Genomic DNA, 17,906 nt, shown 5'->3' with positions numbered 1-17,906 from the left:
GGAGGTCCGGAGTCGGCAAGCCGGCACCGACGCCGGTGCGGACGGCGGTCAGTCGGCAGTTCGGGGCGACATCGCGCCGTGTCAGATCGCGTCGCGCACTGCAGATCCTGTTGTTCCTCTTGACACCTGCTGATCCAGCAGCATGCCGAGCAGCAGGGCCAGCGGGTCGCGGCCGAGCAGCTCGTCGGCGGCGTCGTCCTGGGCGAGGTGGAGGGTCGGCACGCCGGAGATCCTGCCCGAGGAGCCGCCGGGGAGGATCTCCGGCGTGCGCGCAGTGGTGAGCCGGGTGAGCGAGGCGTCGGTGACGGTGGACGGCGAAGTGGTCGGGGCGATCGGGCCGGGCCTGCTGGCGCTGGTCGGCGTCGGCCGGGACGACGACGCGACCCGGGCCCGGGTGCTGGCGCGGAAGGTGCACGAGCTGCGCGTCTTCCCCACCGACGACGGCGCACGCTCGGTCGGTGACCTGGGCCTGCCCGTGTTGGTCGTCAGCCAGTTCACGCTCTACGCCGACACCCGCAAGGGCCGCCGTCCGTCCTGGGCCGACGCCGCACCCGGGGAGCAGGCCGAGCCGCTGGTGGACGAGGTCGCCGCCGAGCTGCGCCGGCGGGGCACCGGGGTGGCGACCGGGCGGTTCGGCGCGCGGATGTCGGTGGCCTCGGTGAACGAGGGCCCGATGACCCTGCTGCTGGAGGTCTAGCTCCTCCCCGCAGCGGGTACCACACCCCTGTCGCAGACCCCCCGGCACCTTCCTGCTGGACGTTGCCTGTGAGTTGCACCGCCCCGGAACACCCCACCGGTCCGATCCGTTGCACACGACGTACCACACGGACAGAACGGCTGGAGAGCCACCCGGGCGACACCCGGGACGACGCTCTGACCGCCTCCATCGGGATGCCGAGCGCCACGAGGGCGCGGACGCATCCAGATCCCGAAGCAAGGACGAAGACTCACCGTGACCGTGCTGCAGTCCTCCCCCACCGACACCCTCGGAGTGCGCACGTCGCGCCGCGCCCCGGACACCAGTGGCCTGGTGTCGACGGACCTGGTGCGCGTGTACCTCAACACCATCGGCAAGACCGCGCTGCTGACCGCCGAGCAGGAGGTCGAGCTGGCGAAGCGTATCGAGGCCGGCCTCTACGCCGACCGGCTGCTGAACGGGAAGCAGCTGACCCCGGCGCTCCAGCGCGACTACAAGCTCCTCGCCGCGGACGGCAAGGCCGCCAAGGCCCACCTGCTCGAGGCCAACCTGCGCCTGGTCGTGTCGGTGGCCAAGCGCTACACCGGCCACGGCATGACGTTCCTGGACCTCATCCAGGAGGGCAACGTCGGCCTGATCCGCGCCGTGGAGAAGTTCGACTACACCAAGGGCTTCAAGTTCTCCACCTACGCGACGTGGTGGATCCGTCAGGCCATCACCCGCGCCATGGCGGACTCCGGCCGGACCATCCGGCTGCCCGTCCACCTGGCCGAGCAGGTCAACAAGGTGGTGCGGACCCGCCGCCGGATCCACCAGGAGCTGGAGCGGGAGCCCACTGCCGAGGAGCTCGGGCTCGAGCTCGACCTGACGCCCGAACGGATCACCGAGCTGCTCGAGTACTCCCGCGACCTGGTCTCCCTCGACCAGACCGTCGGTGCCGACGAGGAGTCCCGCCTCGGTGACTTCATCGAGGACGCCGACGCGGCAGTCGCCGAGGACGCCGTCGCCTTCCAGATGATGAAGGGCGACGTCCGCAACGTCCTGGAGACCCTCGAGGACCGCGAGCGTGACGTGGTGATCATGCGCTTCGGTCTCGACGGCGAGCAGCCGCGGACCCTGGAGCAGATCGGCAAGCGCTTCGGCCTCTCCCGCGAGCGGGTCCGGCAGATCGAGCGCGAGACGATGACCAAGCTGCGCGACCCCCAGCGCGCCGACGCGCTGCGGGACTACCTCGGCTGATCGAAGAACCCCGCTGGGCCTGAGAGCCCGCCGCCCCATCTGGGGTGGCGGGCTCTTCTCATGTCCCGGGGCGGAACATGCGGCGGGGGCCGGCGTCGATGCGGGCGGTGGGCGGGCCGACCCGGACCCCGGCGCCGGCGATCACCAGGGAGCGGCCGCCGTGCCAGGCGTTCGTCGGCCCGACGATGACCGGCTCGAGGCTGAGCGAGAGGACCTCCGGGAGGTCGTCGGCGAGCCGGGCGACGCGCAGCAGCAGGTCCTCCAGCGCCGCCGAGTCCACCGGCGTGCTGCCGCGGTAGCCGTCCAGCAGCGGCCAGGCCCGCGGCTCGCGCACCAGCTCGTGCGCGTCCAGGTCGGTCAGCGGCAGGGTGCGGTAGGCGCGGTCGCCGAGCAGGTCGGTGGCCACCCCGCCGACCCCGAAGCTGACCAGCGCGCCGAAGGACGGGTCGTCCACGATCTCCACGACGGTGCCCACGCCGGGCGCCGCCTGCTCCTGGACGATGACCGGGTCACCGGCCGGGATCGCGGCGTAGGCCGCCCGGACGTCCTCGGCGTCAGCCAGGTCGAAGCGCATGCCGCCCAGGTCCCGGCGGTCCCGCAGCCAGGGCGCGGTCGACTTCAGCACCACCGGGTAGCCGATCTCCTCCGCCGCCGCGACGGCCGACTCGACGTCCTCCACGCGCCGGGTGCCGAGCACGGGGAGCCCGTAGGCTCTCAGCAGGGTCATCGTCTCGTCGTCGGTGAGCGGCCGGCCCTCCGGCGCCCCGGCGAGCGTGCCGGTGACCACCGCCCGGGCATCGGCCTCCGCGATGTCGCCGAGCTCGGGCACGACGCCCAGCGGCCGCCGTCGCCACCGGGCGTACTCGCTCATCTTGGACAGCGCGATGACCGCCCGTTCCGGGGTGGAGAACGAGGGCACCGACCCGCGGCCCGGCATGCCGTGGGAGTCGCGGACCACGAGCTCGTCGGGGATGCCGTCGGTGGACAGGAAGTTGGCGACCAGCGGCTTCGGTGACCCCGCCGAGACCTCCCGCAGCACCCGGCCGAAGGGCTGCTCACCGCGCAGCAGCGGGGGCAGGAAGACGGCGACGACCGAGTCCACGCCGTCGTCGTCCAGGGCCGCCTGCAGGGCTGCCCGGAAGTCCTCCGGGCCGGCCTGGGTGCCGATGTCGACCGGCCGCTCGTGCGCCAGCTGCAGCCCCTGCTCCAGGATCGCGTCGGCGACCAGGACCCCCATGGCGGTCGAGTTGCCGATCACGGCGACCCGGTCGCCGTCCGGCAGCGGCTGGTGGGCCAGCAGGGTGCCGACGTCGAACAGCTGCGCCAGGGTGTCCACCCGGATCACCCCGGCCGAGGCGAACAGCGCCGCCACCGACTGCTCGGGGACGGCGACGCTGGTGCCCGCCAGCCCCGCCGTCATGCTCACGTGCCGGCCGCTCTTGACCGCCACGACCGGCTTGGTGCGGCCGACCCCACGGGCGAGCCGGGCGAACTTGCGGGGGTTGCCGAAGCTCTCCAGGTGCAGCAGCACCACCTCGGTGCCCGGGTCGCTGGCCCAGTACTGCAGCAGGTCGTTGCCGCTCACGTCGGCCCGGTTGCCGGCCGAGACGAAGCTGGACAGCCCGATGCCCCGGCCACGGGCCCGTTCCAGCAGCGCCACCCCGAGCGCGCCGGACTGGGCAAAGAAGCCCACCCGGCCGCGGCCCGGCACGTCGGGCGCCAGGCTGGCGTTGAGCCGCACCGTCGGGTCGGTGTTGACGATCCCCAGGCAGTTGGGTCCGACCACCCGCATCCCGGAGGCCCGCGCGGAGGCGACCAGCGCCCGCTCGGCGGCCCGGCCCTGCGGCCCGGTCTCGCCGAACCCCCCGGAGATGACCACCAGGCCGTGCACGTTCTTGCGCCGGCAGGCCTCGACCACGGCAGCCACCTCGTCGGCCGGGACGGCCAGCACCGCCAGGTCGACGTCGTCGGGGATCGACTCGATGTCGGCGTACGCGGGCACCCCGCGCACGTGCCGCACCGTGGGGTTCACCGGGTAGATCGGGCCGTCGAAGCCGTACTCGAGCAGGTTGTTCAGCACCGCGTGACCGACCTTCGCCGGGTCGTTGCTCGCGCCGACGACGGCCACCGACCCGGGCTCGAGCAGCCGGCCGATGGAGCGGGACTCGCTGCGCTGCTCCCGCTCGTGGGCGACGGCCAGGGACTGCTCGGTGGGGGCGATCGGGAAGGTCAGGTGGACCACGCCGTCCTCGTAGGACCGCTTGGCCGAGTACCCGGCGTCGAGGAAGACCCGCACCATCGCGCTGTTCTGGCTGAGCACCTCGGCGACGAACCGGCTGATCCCGCGCTCCCGGGCGGCCGCGGCCAGGTGCTCGAGCAGCACCGACCCGAGCCCGCGCCGCTGGTGGGCGTCCTCGATGAGGAAGGCCACCTCGGCGTCGTCGGTGCCGGGGTAGCGGTCGTACCGGCCGACCCCGATCAGCCGGTCGCCGAGCAGGACGACGAAGGCCACCCGGGCGTCGTGGTCGACGTGGGTGAACCGGTGCAGGTCCTTGTCCGACAGCCGCCGCATCGGCCCGAAGAAGCGGTAGTAGCGGGTCTGGTCGGAGCTGCGCTCCATCAGCCCGACGATGCCGTCGGCGTCCTCGGGGGTGATCGGCCGCAGGTGCACCGTCCCGCCGTCGGCGGCGACGACGTCGGCCTCCCAGTGCGGCGGCGCAGTGACGTTCACGGATGCGTCCTCGGTCATGGGTTTTCGCGGCCACCTCGTAGGGGCCCGCCACGAGCCTGCGAGTGGTGGGGGACGAGGTGGTCCTCAATCACGGGGGTCGTCCGGGTCGAGTCCGAAGTAGGGAAAGGAGGCGGTGCGGGTCCGCATGATCGCGCGGTCGACCCGGGTCTCGGTGAAGGGGTCCCAGCGGTTGAAGCCGACGTAACCGCCCTCGGTCATCGTGACCGGCGGCGGCGTCCGCAGGCCGCGGCGCCGGACGTCGTCCTGCCAGCTCTGCGGGATCTCCGTGTCCGGCGCCAGCCGCTCCCCGCCGGCCTCGGCGATGAGGTGCGTCCAGGCCCGCGGCACGCAGCGGACCAGGCCGTACCCACCGCCGCCGAGGGCCACCCAGCGGCCGTCGCAGACCTCGTGCGCCAGGTCGTGGACGGCTCGGTAGGAGGCGCGCTGGCCGTCCACGGTGAGCCCGAGGTCGGCCAGCGGGTCCTCGTGGTGGGCGTCGCAGCCGCACTGGGTGATCAGGATCTGCGGCTGGAAGGCGCGGACCACGCTGGGGACCACCGCGGTGAACGCGCGCAGCCAGCCGGAGTCGTCGGTGCCGTTGGGCAGCGCCAGGTTGACCGCGCTGCCCAGTGCCTTCTGCGGGTCGCCGGTCTCCTCCGGGTAGCCGGTGCCGGGGAACAGGGTCAGCGGGGTCTGGTGGACGCTGACGGTGAGCACCCTCGGGTCGTCGTAGAAGGCGGCCTGAACGCCGTCGCCGTGGTGCACGTCCAGGTCGACGTAGGCGATGCGCTCCCAGCCCTGGCCGAGCAGCCACGCGATGGCGACCGCCGCGTCGTTGAAGACGCAGAACCCCGACGCCGCGTCCCGCATGGCGTGGTGCAGGCCCCCGGCGATGTTCACCGCGTGCTGCGCCCGCCCGGTGGACACCAGCTCGGCGGCGCGCACGCTGCCGCCGGTGATCAGCGCGGCGGCGTCGTACATGCCGGGGAACACCGGGTTGTCCGCCGTCCCCAGGCCGTGCCCGACGCCGTAGGGGTCCTCCGGTGCCCGGCGGACCGCCTCGAGGTAGGCCGGGTCATGCACCAGGGTGAGGAGCTCCGGGCCGGCGGGGGTGGGTGCCACGACCTCCAGCCGCGGCCGTGCCAACACCCCCAGCGAGTCGGCCAACCGCATGGTCAGGTCCAGCCGGACCGGGTGCATCGGGTGGTCGCCGCCCATGGTGTAGCCCAGGAGCGTGTCGTCCCAGACGACGGCCACGGAGTCGCTCACGGCCGCCCACCGCCGGAGGCCGGGCGTGCGACCGGTGCTGCGGTGCTCGTCATCGAGCGGGCCAGCTGCATCACCGTGGCGACGCTACCGGTGGCGCACCCTCGCTGCGCCAGGGGAACGCGTCGGTCCTGATCTCCCCGTGGGGTGGCCCCCGCCTCGTAAGATCGGGCGCACCTGACGGAGGAGTGGACGTGAACGACCTCATCGACACCACGGAGATGTACCTCCGGACCATCTTCGAGCTCGAGGAAGAGGGCATCGTCCCGCTGCGCGCGCGGATCGCCGAGCGCCTGCACCAGAGCGGCCCGACGGTGAGCCAGACCGTGGCGCGGATGGAGCGCGACGGTCTCCTCACCGTGCAGGGCGACCGGCACCTGCAGCTGTCCGACGAGGGCCGGGCGCTGGCCACCGCGGTCATGCGGAAGCACCGGCTGGCCGAGTGCCTGCTCGTCGACGTCATCGGCCTGGAGTACGCCGACGTCCACGAGGAGGCGTGCCGCTGGGAGCACGTGATGAGCGAGGCCGTCGAGCGCAAGCTGCTCAGCCTGCTCGGCAACCCGACCGTCTCCCCCTTCGGCAACCCGATCCCGGGGCTGGACGCGCTCGGCGGCGACACCTCGGCCGTCCTGGACGCGCTGACCCTGCTGTCGGTGACGGCGACCCCGGAGGGTCGGCAGGTCGTCGTCCGCCGGATCAGCGAGCAGCTGCAGGAGGACGCGCCGCTGCTGCGCTCGCTGGCCGACCAGGGCGTCCGTCCCGGTTCCACGGTCACCGCCACGCTGGTCAACGGCACCGTGCTGGTCGACGGCGTCGCCGTGCAGCCCGGTGTGGCCCAGCACGTGTTCGTCAGCGCGGTCGACGACGACCTCACCCCGGCCGAGGCGGCCGAGGCCGCGGTCGGCGTGGGCTAGGAGCGAACCGGCCGCTGCGCGCACCGGATGCCGGTCCGAGTCGTTCGCCTTGCTCACGACTCGGTCACTAGGCTCGGGGACCACCCGTCCGGACGTGCAGAGAGAAGGCACCGGTGAGCGACTCCGCAGCTCCTCCCGAGCAGGCTGCTGACACCCCTCCGCCCAGCCCGTTCCACCGGCTCGCGGACTTCGTCGCACTGCCCCGGCTGGGCGGCCTGGCGCTCTCCACCGATGGCAGCCGGCTGGTCACCTCGGTCGCCACGCTGGACGCCGAGGGGAAGAAGTGGCAGTCCGCGCTGTGGGAGGTCGACCCCACGGGGCGGCGGGAGGCGCGCCGGCTGACCCGGGGCGCCGCCGGCGAGTCCGCGCCGCTGTTCACCCCGGCCGGCGACCTGCTGTTCACCTCCGCCCGCCCGGACCCGGAGGGCAAGGAGGGCGGGGAGCCGACGGGCTCGCTGTGGAGCCTGCCGGCAGGCGGCGGCGAGGCGCGGCTGGTCCTTCAGCGCCCCGGCGGCATCTCGGCGGTGGCGCTCGCCCAGGACACCGGCGACGTCGCGGTCGTCGCGTCCACGATGCCCGGTGCGGCGGACGCCGAGGCGGACGAGCAGCGCCGGACGGCCCGCAAGGACGCCGGGGTCAGCGCCGTGCTGCACGAGAGCTACCCGGTGCGGTTCTGGGACCACGACCTGGGCCCGGCCGTCCCGCACGTGTTCTGGATCGGCCGGCTGCCGGCCGAGGCCGCCCCGGGCACCGCGGCGGCGACGCCGACCTGGCGCGACCTCACCCCGGACGCCGGCCCGCCGCTGGGCGCCGGGGACGACGTGGCCCTCTCCCCCGACGGCCGCTTCCTGGCCCGCAGCGAGGACGTGCCGGACGGGCCGGCCGGCCGACGCTCCCGGCTGGTGCTCACCGAGGTGGCGTCCGGGGGGACCCGGGTCCTCCTCGACGACCCGCTGTCCGACGTGTACGCGCCCTCGTTCTCCCCCGACTCGGCACGGGTGGTCTGCGTCTGCGAGTCGCAGTCGACCTTCGCCGAGCCCCCGGACCACACGCTGCTGGTCGTCGACGTGGCCACCGCGGAGGCCCGCGAGCTGACCGCCGGCTTCGACCGCTGGCCGAGCGCACCGCAGTTCTCCGCGGACGGGGACTCGGTGTTCTTCCTCGCCGACGACGACGGCCGGCACGCCCTCTTCCGGGTCGGGCTGGACGGCGGCTCGCCGGTGCGGCTGACCGACCAGGGCGCCTACAGCGACCTGCAGGTGGCCCGGGACGGCAGCGCTCTCTACGCCCTGCGGTCGGGCTACGACACCCCGCCGGTGCCCGTCCGGCTGGACCCGCGGGCGACCGGGCAGGACCCGTCCCCGCTGCCCAACCCGGGCACCATCAGCAGCTTCCCGGGCACCCTCCGGGAGCTGGACGCGACCGCCACCGACGGCAGCCGGGTGCAGTCCTGGCTGGTGCTGCCTGAGGGTGCCGGCCCGGAGAACCCGGCACCGCTGGTGCTGTGGGTCCACGGCGGCCCGCTGATGAGCTGGAACTCCTGGTCCTGGCGCTGGACGCCGTGGGTGCTGGCCGCCCGCGGCTACGCGGTGCTGCTGCCCAATCCCGGCCTCTCGCAGGGCTTCGGCCAGGACTTCGTGCGCCGCGGCTGGGGTGCGTGGGGTGCCGAGCCCTACACCGACCTGATGAGCGCGGTCGACGCCGCCGAGGCGCTCCCGGAGATCGACGAGACCCGGACCGCGGCGATGGGTGGCTCGTTCGGTGGCTACATGGCCAACTGGATTGCCACCCAGACCGACCGGTTCGCCGCGATCGTCACCCACGCGAGCCTCTGGCACCTGGACACCTTCAGCGGCACGACCGACTCGGCGTTCTACTGGGAGCGCGAGTTCGGCAACCCGCTGACCGAGCCGAAGCGCTACGACCAGAACTCCCCGCACCGGTACGCCGACGCGATCCGGACGCCGATGCTGGTCATCCACGGCGACAAGGACTACCGGGTGCCGATCGGCGAGGGCCTCCGGCTCTGGTACGACCTGCAGAAGCGCGGGGTGCCGTCCCGGTTCCTGTACTTCCCCGACGAGAACCACTGGGTGCTCACCCCAGGCAACGCCGCGGTCTGGTACGAGACGGTGCTCGCGTTCCTGGCCGAGCACGTGCTGGGCGAGGAGTGGCGGCGGCCGGAGCTGCTCTGACCGGTCACCGGCGGGCATCGCTGGGTCCGCACGCGTCGCGGATCAGCCGGCGCACCTCGGCCGGCGGCAGGCAGGCATCCAGGGCCGTGCGCAGCAGCACGGCGAAGGTGTAGGTCGGCTCGCTGGCCAGCGCGCGCTCGAGCGCCACGTTGGCCAGCGAGCCGTCGCCGCGCACCCAGGCGGTGACCGCGAGCAGGGTCGCCGGTGCCGCGGCCAGCGATGCCGGCGCCCGCCGGGTCAGCTCGGTCCAGACCACCTCGGCTGCAGCCGCCGAGCGGCCCAGCGCCAGGGTGAGCGCGCGGTCGCGCAGGTCGACGTCGCGCAGCCCCCAGGCGAGCCGGGCCACCTGCCGGTCGGACAGCCGGGCGCCCGCACCGGGTTCCGCGGCGTCCACGGCCGCCAGCACAGCCGCCCAGCCCTCCTCCGCGACGGCGTCCCAGCCCAGCTCGGCGGTCCGGCGGGCCAGGTGGTCACCCACCTCGTCGCAGGCCCGGGCCATCCCCGCAGCGGCCAGGAAGCCGACCGGGGCGAGCCGCCGGACCAGCGCGGCCCGGTCGGCCTCGACCACCTGCCCGGTCACCACGGCGGCGGCGGCCAGCGGGCTGGTGCCGCCGGGCAGCGGCGTGCCTGCAGCGGGCAGGCAGCACGCCGCGTCGCAGTCGTAGGACCACCAGCGACCGCCCCGGACCAGGAGGACCTCGCGCACGGCCACCCGGGCCGCGGTGAAGGCGAGCACCGCCTCGTGCACCAGCGGCCGGTGCGGCAGCTCGGCCGGACCGGGCCCCCCGTCCCGGTCGTCGTCCTGCTCGCTCACCACGAGGAGCAGCACGGCCGCGGGCCGGTCGGTGAGCATCGAGCGCACCATGCCGTCCAGCACCGGCCGGGCGTGCGCGGCGGGCGGCAGGTCGGTCCGGCCGGTGAGGCCGAGCCGGCCACCGCCCCGGCCGCGCAGGCTCACCGCCACGAGCGACTCGTGCGGCTGGAAGCCGATGAGGTGCGGCAGGGCGGCGGCCACCTCGCCGGGATCGGAGAGACGGACGGTGAACGGCGGGTCGGCGTCGGACATGCGGCGACCCTGCTGCCGGCAGGCCCGGCGCGGAGCGTGTCAGCCCAGGTTGTGGACGGAGGCCGCCCCTGTGGACGGCCAGCAGCGGGCCGTCGGCTCACGGGTGCACGGTCAGGACATGTGCACCCCGTCCCCGTGCCGGACCGCTTGCTCAGTCCAGGGCGTCGGCCTGGTGCTCGTAGGCCTGCTGCAGCAGAGCGCCGAAGGCCGCGGGGTCGGTCGCACCGGTCGGATCGGTGGTGGTCAGGCTGACCAGCCGGTCGCCGTCCGCGACCATCCCCATCAGCAGCGGCACGGTCACCGGCTGCCCGTCCGGGCCGGTCAGCGAGATGGTCATCGTCATCCCGGCCGACCCGTCGCCGAGATCCGGCACGGCCAGCTCGGCGAAGGTGGCGGTGGCCGTGCCGAGCTGGGGAGCGGTGATCGTCGCCTCCGGGCAGGACTGCACGGTCGCGCTCAGCTGGTCGACGCCGTCGGTGACCCCCGGGCCCGCGATCAGCAGCTCAGCGGTGGCGGTGCCCGCGGAGCCGGTGGTGACGGTCTGGCCGCCCAGGCCGGTGAGGTCGTCGAGGCCGGGCTCCATCGACTTCACCGCCGGCGCGCACGCCTCGGGGGTGACCGTGACGTCCTGCCCCCCGCCCAGTCCCCCGAGCGAGGACTGCTGCTGCAGCTGGTCGGCGGTGATCGGCGTGGCCTGGGCGCCGGCCCCGAACGCCTCCGCCGGCAGCAGCCCCGCGGAGAGGTCCTCGACGTCGTCCGGCGCGCCGGTGCTCTGCCCGGCCGAGGAGGTCGGGGTCGGGCTCGCCGACCCCTGCCCCTCGACCTCGGAGCCGCAGCCGGCCAGCACCGCCGCGCCGAGCAGTCCCGCGGTGAGCAGCCCGACCTGACGGCGGCGATCGGTGATCATGGTCCGAGGGTAGGGCCGGAGCACACCGGCGAGCGGGGCGCGCGCTCAGACCTCGTACTGGACGGCCGACCGTGCGGCCAGGTGGGGCTTCACGTGCTCGGCGATGACGGCCAGGTGCCGCGGGTCCATCGCGTAGGCGCGGTAGGCCTCCACGTCGGGGAAGTCGGCCACCAGGGCGGTGTGGGCATTGCCCTCGGTGATGCCGGCGTCCGGGCCGATGGCGAAGGACGTCATCCCGCCCACCACCTCCGGCAGCCGGCGGATGGCCGCGACCGTGGCGGCCCGGGTCTCGGGGTCGGTGTCCTCGGTCCAGGTGAAGAGCACGACGTGACGCAGCATGCCCGCACCCTGCCAGGCGGGCCGACCACCTGCCACGGCGCCCGGTCCGGCTCCAGGGGCGGCCGGACCCGCTGGTTAGAGTCCGGGCATGGGACGGTCGCTGCGCGTGGCACTGCTGTCCTACCGGAGCAAGCCCCACGGCGGTGGCCAGGGCGTCTACGTCCGGGCGCTGTCCCGGGAGCTCCGCGAACTCGGGCACCGGGTCGAGGTGCTGAGCGGGCAGCCCTACCCGGAGCTCGACGAGGGCGTGCCGCTGACCCGGGTGCCCAGCCTGGACCTCTACCGGGAACCCGACCCGTTCCGGACACCGCGACCCAGCGAGTTCCGCGGCCTCGTCGACGTGGCCGAGTGGGCCACCATGTGCACCGCCGGTTTCCCCGAGCCGCTGACCTTCAGCCTCCGGGCGGCCCGGCTCCTCGGCCGTCGCGCCGGCGAGTTCGACCTGGTGCACGACAACCAGTCCCTCGGCTACGGGCTGCTGCAGCTCCGCCGCCGCGGTCTGCCCACGGTGGCGACGGTCCACCACCCCATCGCGATCGACCGGGACCTCGAGCTCGCTGCGGCCACCGGCCTGCGCCGGCGGCTGACCCTGCGCCGCTGGTACGCCTTCACCGCGATGCAGGCCCGGGTCGCCCAGCGGCTGGACGGCGTCACCACCGTGTCGCAGAGCTCCCGCCGCGACATCACCCGGCACATGGGCGTGCCCGCGGCCGACGTCGAGGTGATCCCGGTCGGGATCGACCCCGACGTCTTCCGGCCGCCGGCCGAGCGGGGCCTCCGGGACCCGGCCAGCATCGTGGTGACCACCAGCGCCGACGTGCCGCTCAAGGGACTGGTGCACCTGCTCGACGCGGTCGCCAAGCTGCGCACCGAGCGGCAGGTCCGGCTGACCGTCGTCGGCACCGCGCGCCCGGGTGGACCCGCGCACGCGGCGCTGGACCGACTGGACCTCGGCGACGCGGTCCGCTTCACCGGGCCGGTGCCGACCGAGGAGCTGGTGCGGCTGCTGCAGACGGCCACGGTCGCCGCCATCCCGTCGCTGTACGAGGGCTTCTCGCTGCCCGCGGTCGAGGCGATGGCCTGCGGGACCCCGCTGGTCACCACAGACGCCGGAGCGCTGCCGGAGGTGGTCGGCTCGCACGCCGGGCTCCAGGTCCCGGCCGGCGACGTCGACCGGCTGGCCGCGGCGCTGGAGCTGGTGCTCGACCACCCGTCGCTGCAGGAGCAGCTGGGCAGGGCCGGCCGGACCCGGGTGCTGGGCGCCTACACCTGGCGGCGCACCGCGGAGCGGACCGCCGACTGGTACGCCGAGGTGCTGGACCGGTCCACGACCACCAGCACCACGACGACCGGGAGCGCCGCGTGCTGACGGTCGACTACGACCTGCTCGACCTCCGGCCCGGCATGCGGCTGCTGGACCTGGGCTGCGGGGAGGGCCGGCACGCGTTCGAGGCCTACCGACGCGGGGCCTCGGTGCTCGCGGTCGACTGGGGGCAGCAGGAGGTGGCCACCACCACCGAGTGGCTGGGCGCCATCGCGGCCGCCGGTGAGGCGCCGGTCGGCGCGTCCGCGGGAGCTGCCCGCGGCGACCTGCGGGCGCTGCCGGTGCCCGACGCCAGCGTCGACCGGGTGATCGCCTCCGAGGTGCTCGAGCACATCCCGGACGACCGGACCGCGCTGGCCGAGATCGCCCGGGTGCTCCGGCCCGGCGGTCGGGTGGCGATCAGCGTCCCCCGCTACGGGCCCGAGCGGATCTGCTGGGCGCTGTCGGACAGCTACCACGCCAACGAGGGCGGCCACATCCGCATCTACCGCGGGGACCAGCTGTGGGAGCGGCTCGTCGGCGCCGGTCTGCAGCCCACCGACACCCATCACGCGCACGCCCTGCACGCCCCGTTCTGGTGGCTCAAGTGCGCGGTCGGCGTCGACCGGGACACCTCTGCCGTGCGCGCCTACCACCGGCTGCTGGTGTGGGACCTGGTGCGCCGGCCGTGGCTCACCCGGACCGCCGAGCGGCTGCTGGACCCGTTGCTGGGCAAGAGCTTCGTGATCTACGCCGACAAGCCGGGGGTCCGGGTCGACGACACCGCCGAGCCCGCCGGGGACCTCGCGCGTGCCTGACGTCCCCGCGGCCCTCCCCGAGGTGCCCGGCGTGCTGACCGCCGACCAGGTCCGGGAGACCGTGACCGCCATCGCCGCCGAGCAGTCGGCCGACGGTGCGCTGCCCTGGTTCCGCGGTGGCCAGCTCGACGCCTGGGACATGGTGGAGTCGGCGATGGCGCTGGACGTCGGCGGCCGGCACGACCGGGCCGCCGCCGCGTACGCCTGGCTGGCCCGCCGGCAGCGCCCGGACGGGTCGTGGGCCGCCGAGTACCGGGACGGCGTCGTCACCGCGCCCGCGGTCGAGAGCAACCACGCCGGCTACCTGGCCGTCGGCGTGTGGCACTCCTGGCTCGCCACCGGCGACGACGCCCTGGTCGACCGGCTGTGGTCCACGGTGCGCCGCGCCCTGGACCTGGTGACCGCGATGCAGCTGCCCAGCGGCGCGGTCAGCTGGGCGCTGCGACCCGACGGCACGCCCGACGACACCGCGCTGCTCACCGGGAACGCCAGCCTCTACCAGGCCCTGCGCGCCGGCATCGCGCTGGCCGGTCTTGTCGGTGAGGAGCAGCCGGACTGGGACCTCGCCGCCGCCGACCTCGGCCGGGCGCTGGTCGAGCGGCCCGGGGCCTTCGCCGACCGCTCGCGGTACTCGATGGACTGGTACTACCCGGTGCTCGCCGGCGCGGTCTGCGGCGCACCGGCCGAGGCCCGGCTCGCCGCCGGCTGGGACACCTTCGTCGTCCCCGGCCTGGGCGTCCGCTGCGTCGCCGACCGGCCGTGGGTGACCGGTGCCGAGACCTGCGAGCTGGCGCTGGCGCTGGCCGCCGCGGGCCGGGTGGACGACGCCACCGAGCAGCTGGCCGCCATGCAGCACCTCCGCGCGGACGACGGCTCGTACTGGACCGGCCTGGTCTACGCCGACGACGCCCGCTGGCCGGTGGAGCGCACCAGCTGGACCGCCGCCGCCGTGGTGCTGGCCGCCGACGCGATCGCCGGCACCGGACCGGCCGCTGCGTTGTTCGCCGACCCGGGCGCGCTGGCGGGTCCTGCCCGCCGGGGAGTGCCCGACGCCACCCCCGGCGGAGGGGTCGTGCGGGGTTGACCGGCGTGCGGACCGGGCAGGGTCCGGGCGTGATCACACAGCTCCACCCACCGCTGTCCGCGGTGACCTGCGTGGTGGCCAGCCGCAACCGCCGCGCCGACCTCCTCGCCAGCCTGCCGCGGCACGAGGCGCACGTCGTCCTGGTCGACAACGCCTCCACCGACGGCACCGTGGAGGCGGTGCGCGCCGCCCACCCCGCCGTCACGGTCGTCCCGCTGGACCGCAACGCCGGTGCCGTCGCCCGCACCCTGGGCACCGCCCGCGCCGGCACCCCGTTCGTGGCCTTCACCGACGACGACTCCTGGTGGGCGCCCGGCGACCTGGCCCGCGCCGTCGCGATCATGGACGCCCACCCGCGGTTGGGGCTGCTGTCCGCCCGGATCCTGGTGGACAGCGAGGAAGAGCTGGACCCGGTCTGCACCGAGATGGCGGCCAGCCCGCTGGGCACCGAGCCGGACCTGCCCGGGCCGTCGCTGCTGGGCTTCGTGGCCTGCGCCGCGCTGGTGCGCACCGAGGCGTTCACCGACGTCGGCGGTTTCGACCCGGTGGTCCGCTTCCCCGGCGAGGAGGAGCGGCTCGCCCTGGACCTCGCCGCCGCCGGTTGGGGGCTGTCCTACGTCGACAGCGTCACCGTGCACCACCACCCCTCGACCTCGCGCGAGGCGCCGGCCAGCCGGCAGGCGGGCATCTGGCGCAGCCGGGTGCTCACCGCCCTGATGCGCTACCCGCTGCGCGACCTGGCCGGTCAGCTGCTCCGCGCCGCGCGCGCCGGCGTCCCCGGCTGGCGCGGGCTGGCCGGCGCCCTCCCCCGGGTCCCCGCGGCGCTGCGCCGCCGCCGGGTGCTGCCCCGGCACGTGATGGACGGCGTCCGGACGCTGGCCCGGTGACCAGCGAGCTCGCCGCGCCGATGACCACCGACACCGGCGCGGACCCGCGGGTCGCGGTCGTGGTCATCACCCACCAGCGGCGCGAGGAACTGCTGCTCGCGCTGTCCCGGCTGCGCCTGCTCCCCGAGCAGCCGCACGTCGTGGTCGTGGACAACGGCTCCACCGACGGCACCGCCGACGCCGTCCGCGCCCAGCACCCCTGGGTGGAGCTGATCGCCAGCCCGACCAACCTCGGCGCGGTCGGCCGCAACCGCGGCGTCGCCCGGCTGGACACCCCCTACGTCGCCTTCTGCGACGACGACACCTGGTGGGAACCGGGCTCGCTGCGCACCGCGGCCGACACCCTGGACGCACACCCCCGGCTGGCCGTGCTCACCGCGCGGATCCTGGTCGAGCCCGGCAGCACCGAGGACCCGATCGTCGCCGAGCTGCGCGACTCCCCCGTCGTCGGCGCCGACTGGCTCCCCGGCCCGGCGCTGGGCAGCTTCCTCGCCGGCGCGAGCGTGCTCCGCCGCGAGGCCTTCGACGAGGTCGGCGGCTTCAGCGAGCGGCTCTGGCTGGGCGGCGAGGAGGAGCTGATGGCCGGCGACCTCGCCTCCGCCGGCTGGGAGCTCTGCTACCTGCCGGACCTCACCGTCCACCACCAGGCCAGCACCGCGCGGGACCCGCACAAGCGGCGGGCCGACGGCATCCGCAACACGCTGTGGACCACGTGGCTGCGCCGCCCGCTCCGGCCGGCCCTGCGCCGCACCGGGCACCTGCTGCGCACCGTCCCGCGCGACCGGGTGACCGCCCGCGGGCTGCTCGCCGCGGTGCGGGGGCTGCCCTGGGTGCTCCGCGAGCGCACCGTGCTCCCGCCGCACGCCGAGGCCCGGTTCGCCGCCCTCGAGCACGCCCAGCGCAGCTCCACCGCCCGCCGCTACGTGAGCTGAGCACCCACCCCGGCGTTGATCATGGAGTTCTCGCTCGCGGACACGCGGTGGACGGCGTGTCCCCGCGCCAGACGCCCATGATCAACGAGCCGCCCAGCCGTCAGCGGGCGCAGCTGATGCAGGTGCGGGTCTGGGGGCGGGCGGCGAGCCGCTCGGGGGCGATCTGCTGGCCGCACTCGACGCAGCGGCCGTAGTCGCCGGCCGCAGCCCGGGCCAGCGCCGCGTCGACGTCGGCCAGCCGCTGCCGGGCCTGGTCGAGCAGGGCGGCGAGCTGCTGCCGTTCGAAGGCGATCGTCGCGCCCTCGGGGTCGTGCTCGTCGTCGGCGTTGGAGGACGCCGACGCCGCCACCACCTCGTCGAACTCCGCGGTGAGCGCTGCGATGTGGGCGAGGGTCCCCGCCCGGGTGCGGGTCAGGTCCTCGACTGCGGTCACCCCGCCATCGTGCCCGTCAGCGGCCGTCAGCCGGTGTCAGCCGTCCGTCGCCGCGATGTCAGCGCCACCGCCGAACCTCTCTCCTGGCAACCACCCACGTCCAGGAGGACCCATGGAGAACACCATCGAGGCCACCGGCCTCGAGCTCAGCTACGGCGCGAACCGGGCGCTGGCCGGGGTGGACCTGTCCGCCCCGGCCGGCACGGTGCTCGGCGTCCTCGGCCCCAACGGCGCCGGCAAGACCACCGCCGTCCGGGTGCTGGCCACGCTGCTGCGCGCCGACTCGGGCACCGCCCGGATCTGCGGGCACGACGTCGCCAGCGAACCCGACCGGGTGCGCGAGCTGATCGGCCTGACCGGTCAGTACGCCTCGGTCGACGAGGACCTCACCGGCCGGCAGAACCTGGTCATGATCGGCCGGCTGCTCGGGCTCTCCCGCCCCGAGGCGCACGCCCGGGCCACCGAGCTGCTCGGCCGGTTCAGCCTCACCGACGCCGGCGGCCGCTCGGCGAAGACCTACTCCGGCGGCATGCGCCGCCGGCTGGACCTGGCCGCCAGCCTGGTCAACCGGCCGCGGGTGCTCTTCCTCGACGAGCCGACCACCGGGCTGGACCCGCGCAGCCGCAACGAGGTGTGGGACACCGTCCGCGGCCTGGTCGACGACGGCACCACGGTGCTGCTGACCACCCAGTACCTGGAGGAGGCCGACGAGCTCGCCGACGACATCGTCGTCTTCGACGAGGGCAGCGTCGTCGCCCGCGGCACCAGTGACGAGCTGAAGGCGCGCACCGGCGCCCAGACCCTCACCGTCCGCCCCCGCGACCGGGCCGACCTGCCCGTCGTGCTCGCCGTCCTGGAGCAGGTCAGCGGCGCCGTCCCCAGCACTGACGCCCGCGGCACGTCCTCGGTGCCGGTGCCCAGCGAGGCGCTGCTCAGCGCCGTGCTGGACCGGCTCACCAGCCACGGCGTCGCCGTCTCCGAGGTCGCCGTCCGGCTGCCCAGCCTGGACGACGTCTTCTTCGCCCTCACCGGCCACGGCGCCGAGGACCCCACCCCCACCGACACCCGACAGGAGGCCCTGGCATGACCACCGCC

At 74.9% G+C, this 17,906-nt stretch carries 17 protein-coding genes; 10 read left to right on the top strand and 7 right to left on the bottom strand.

Translation table 11 applies throughout. The annotated features are described in order from the left end of the window. Positions 1–81: 81 nt before the first annotated feature. Positions 82–222: a hypothetical protein gene (locus FHL79_RS08705; protein ID WP_246080531.1), complete on the bottom strand. Its 141-nt coding sequence runs from the start codon at positions 220–222 to the stop codon at positions 82–84. 43 nt (positions 223–265) lie between these two features. Between FHL79_RS08705 and dtd the strand changes: the two genes are divergently transcribed. Together dtd and sigB are read left to right on the top strand one after the other, a co-directional pair. Beyond that, positions 266–697 (top strand): D-aminoacyl-tRNA deacylase, encoded by a 432-nt coding sequence (dtd, locus tag FHL79_RS08700; protein ID WP_138758214.1) that lies wholly within the window; start codon positions 266–268, stop codon positions 695–697. 255 nt (positions 698–952) lie between these two features. Beyond that, the gene (gene sigB, locus FHL79_RS08695) at positions 953–1,936 is read left to right on the top strand and encodes an RNA polymerase sigma factor SigB (RefSeq protein ID WP_171058083.1); all 984 of its coding nucleotides are present in this window, start codon (positions 953–955) and stop codon (positions 1,934–1,936) included. Between the two features lie 58 nt (positions 1,937–1,994). Here sigB and FHL79_RS08690 read toward each other — a convergent pair whose 3' ends face one another. Both FHL79_RS08690 and FHL79_RS08685 read right to left on the bottom strand, forming a co-directional pair. Next, positions 1,995–4,667 (bottom strand): bifunctional acetate--CoA ligase family protein/GNAT family N-acetyltransferase, encoded by a 2,673-nt coding sequence (locus tag FHL79_RS08690; protein ID WP_246080529.1) that lies wholly within the window; start codon positions 4,665–4,667, stop codon positions 1,995–1,997. 84 nt (positions 4,668–4,751) lie between these two features. Continuing rightward, positions 4,752–5,936, bottom strand: coding sequence for an acetoin utilization protein AcuC (locus FHL79_RS08685; protein ID WP_138758212.1), 1,185 nt, complete (start codon positions 5,934–5,936; stop codon positions 4,752–4,754). A gap of 191 nt (positions 5,937–6,127) precedes the next feature. On the opposite strand from FHL79_RS08685, the gene FHL79_RS08680 reads away from it, so the two are divergent. Together FHL79_RS08680 and FHL79_RS08675 are read left to right on the top strand one after the other, a co-directional pair. Continuing rightward, positions 6,128–6,847 (top strand): iron-dependent transcriptional repressor DtxR, encoded by a 720-nt coding sequence (locus FHL79_RS08680; protein WP_138758211.1) that lies wholly within the window; start codon positions 6,128–6,130, stop codon positions 6,845–6,847. Between the two features lie 113 nt (positions 6,848–6,960). Further along, complete coding sequence (locus FHL79_RS08675; protein ID WP_138758210.1) at positions 6,961–9,042, top strand: alpha/beta hydrolase family protein; 2,082 nt, start codon at positions 6,961–6,963, stop codon at positions 9,040–9,042. Between the two features lie 4 nt (positions 9,043–9,046). Here the strand turns inward: FHL79_RS08675 and FHL79_RS08670 are convergent, their stop codons facing one another. From FHL79_RS08670 to FHL79_RS08660, 3 genes are all read right to left on the bottom strand, one after another. Then, positions 9,047–10,108 (bottom strand): DUF4192 domain-containing protein, encoded by a 1,062-nt coding sequence (locus FHL79_RS08670; protein ID WP_138758209.1) that lies wholly within the window; start codon positions 10,106–10,108, stop codon positions 9,047–9,049. Positions 10,109–10,259: 151 nt separating this feature from the next. Beyond that, a complete protein-coding gene (locus tag FHL79_RS25055) occupies positions 10,260–11,015 on the bottom strand; it encodes a hypothetical protein (RefSeq protein ID WP_171058082.1) in 756 nt (251 codons plus the stop codon). 45 nt (positions 11,016–11,060) lie between these two features. Beyond that, entirely contained in the window at positions 11,061–11,354 is a 294-nt protein-coding gene (locus tag FHL79_RS08660) for a Dabb family protein (RefSeq protein WP_138758207.1), read from the bottom strand. 88 nt (positions 11,355–11,442) lie between these two features. Between FHL79_RS08660 and FHL79_RS08655 the strand changes: the two genes are divergently transcribed. The 5 genes from FHL79_RS08655 to FHL79_RS08635 are packed head-to-tail and all read left to right on the top strand — an operon-like array spanning position 11,443 to position 16,378. Then, positions 11,443–12,723 (top strand): glycosyltransferase family 4 protein, encoded by a 1,281-nt coding sequence (locus FHL79_RS08655; RefSeq protein ID WP_171058081.1) that lies wholly within the window; start codon positions 11,443–11,445, stop codon positions 12,721–12,723. Continuing rightward, the gene (locus FHL79_RS08650) at positions 12,717–13,475 is read left to right on the top strand and encodes a class I SAM-dependent methyltransferase (protein WP_138758206.1); all 759 of its coding nucleotides are present in this window, start codon (positions 12,717–12,719) and stop codon (positions 13,473–13,475) included. Before FHL79_RS08655 ends, FHL79_RS08650 begins: the two co-directional genes overlap by 7 nt. After that, positions 13,468–14,559, top strand: coding sequence for a prenyltransferase (locus FHL79_RS08645; RefSeq protein WP_138758205.1), 1,092 nt, complete (start codon positions 13,468–13,470; stop codon positions 14,557–14,559). The genes FHL79_RS08650 and FHL79_RS08645 overlap by 8 nt, the downstream gene beginning before the upstream one ends. Positions 14,560–14,588: 29 nt before the next feature. Next, positions 14,589–15,446, top strand: coding sequence for a glycosyltransferase family 2 protein (locus FHL79_RS08640; RefSeq protein WP_246080527.1), 858 nt, complete (start codon positions 14,589–14,591; stop codon positions 15,444–15,446). After that, on the top strand, positions 15,443–16,378 hold the full coding sequence (locus FHL79_RS08635; protein WP_218938388.1) for a glycosyltransferase family 2 protein: 936 nt from the start codon (positions 15,443–15,445) through the stop codon (positions 16,376–16,378). Before FHL79_RS08640 ends, FHL79_RS08635 begins: the two co-directional genes overlap by 4 nt. 100 nt (positions 16,379–16,478) lie before the next feature. On the opposite strand, the gene FHL79_RS08630 is transcribed toward FHL79_RS08635, so the two are convergent. Beyond that, the gene (locus FHL79_RS08630) at positions 16,479–16,811 is read right to left on the bottom strand and encodes a TraR/DksA family transcriptional regulator (RefSeq protein WP_138758203.1); all 333 of its coding nucleotides are present in this window, start codon (positions 16,809–16,811) and stop codon (positions 16,479–16,481) included. Positions 16,812–16,923: 112 nt separating this feature from the next. On the opposite strand from FHL79_RS08630, the gene FHL79_RS08625 reads away from it, so the two are divergent. Beyond that, entirely contained in the window at positions 16,924–17,898 is a 975-nt protein-coding gene (locus tag FHL79_RS08625) for an ATP-binding cassette domain-containing protein (RefSeq protein ID WP_138758202.1), read from the top strand. The last annotated feature ends 8 nt before the right edge of the window (positions 17,899–17,906 follow it).

It is taken from the genome of Modestobacter altitudinis, assembly GCF_005930475.1.
GTDB classification, from domain to species: Bacteria; Actinomycetota; Actinomycetes; order Mycobacteriales; family Geodermatophilaceae; genus Modestobacter; species Modestobacter altitudinis.
The sequence above is the reverse complement of the archived record's forward strand: the minus strand, read 5'-3'. Positions and strand labels throughout refer to the sequence as shown.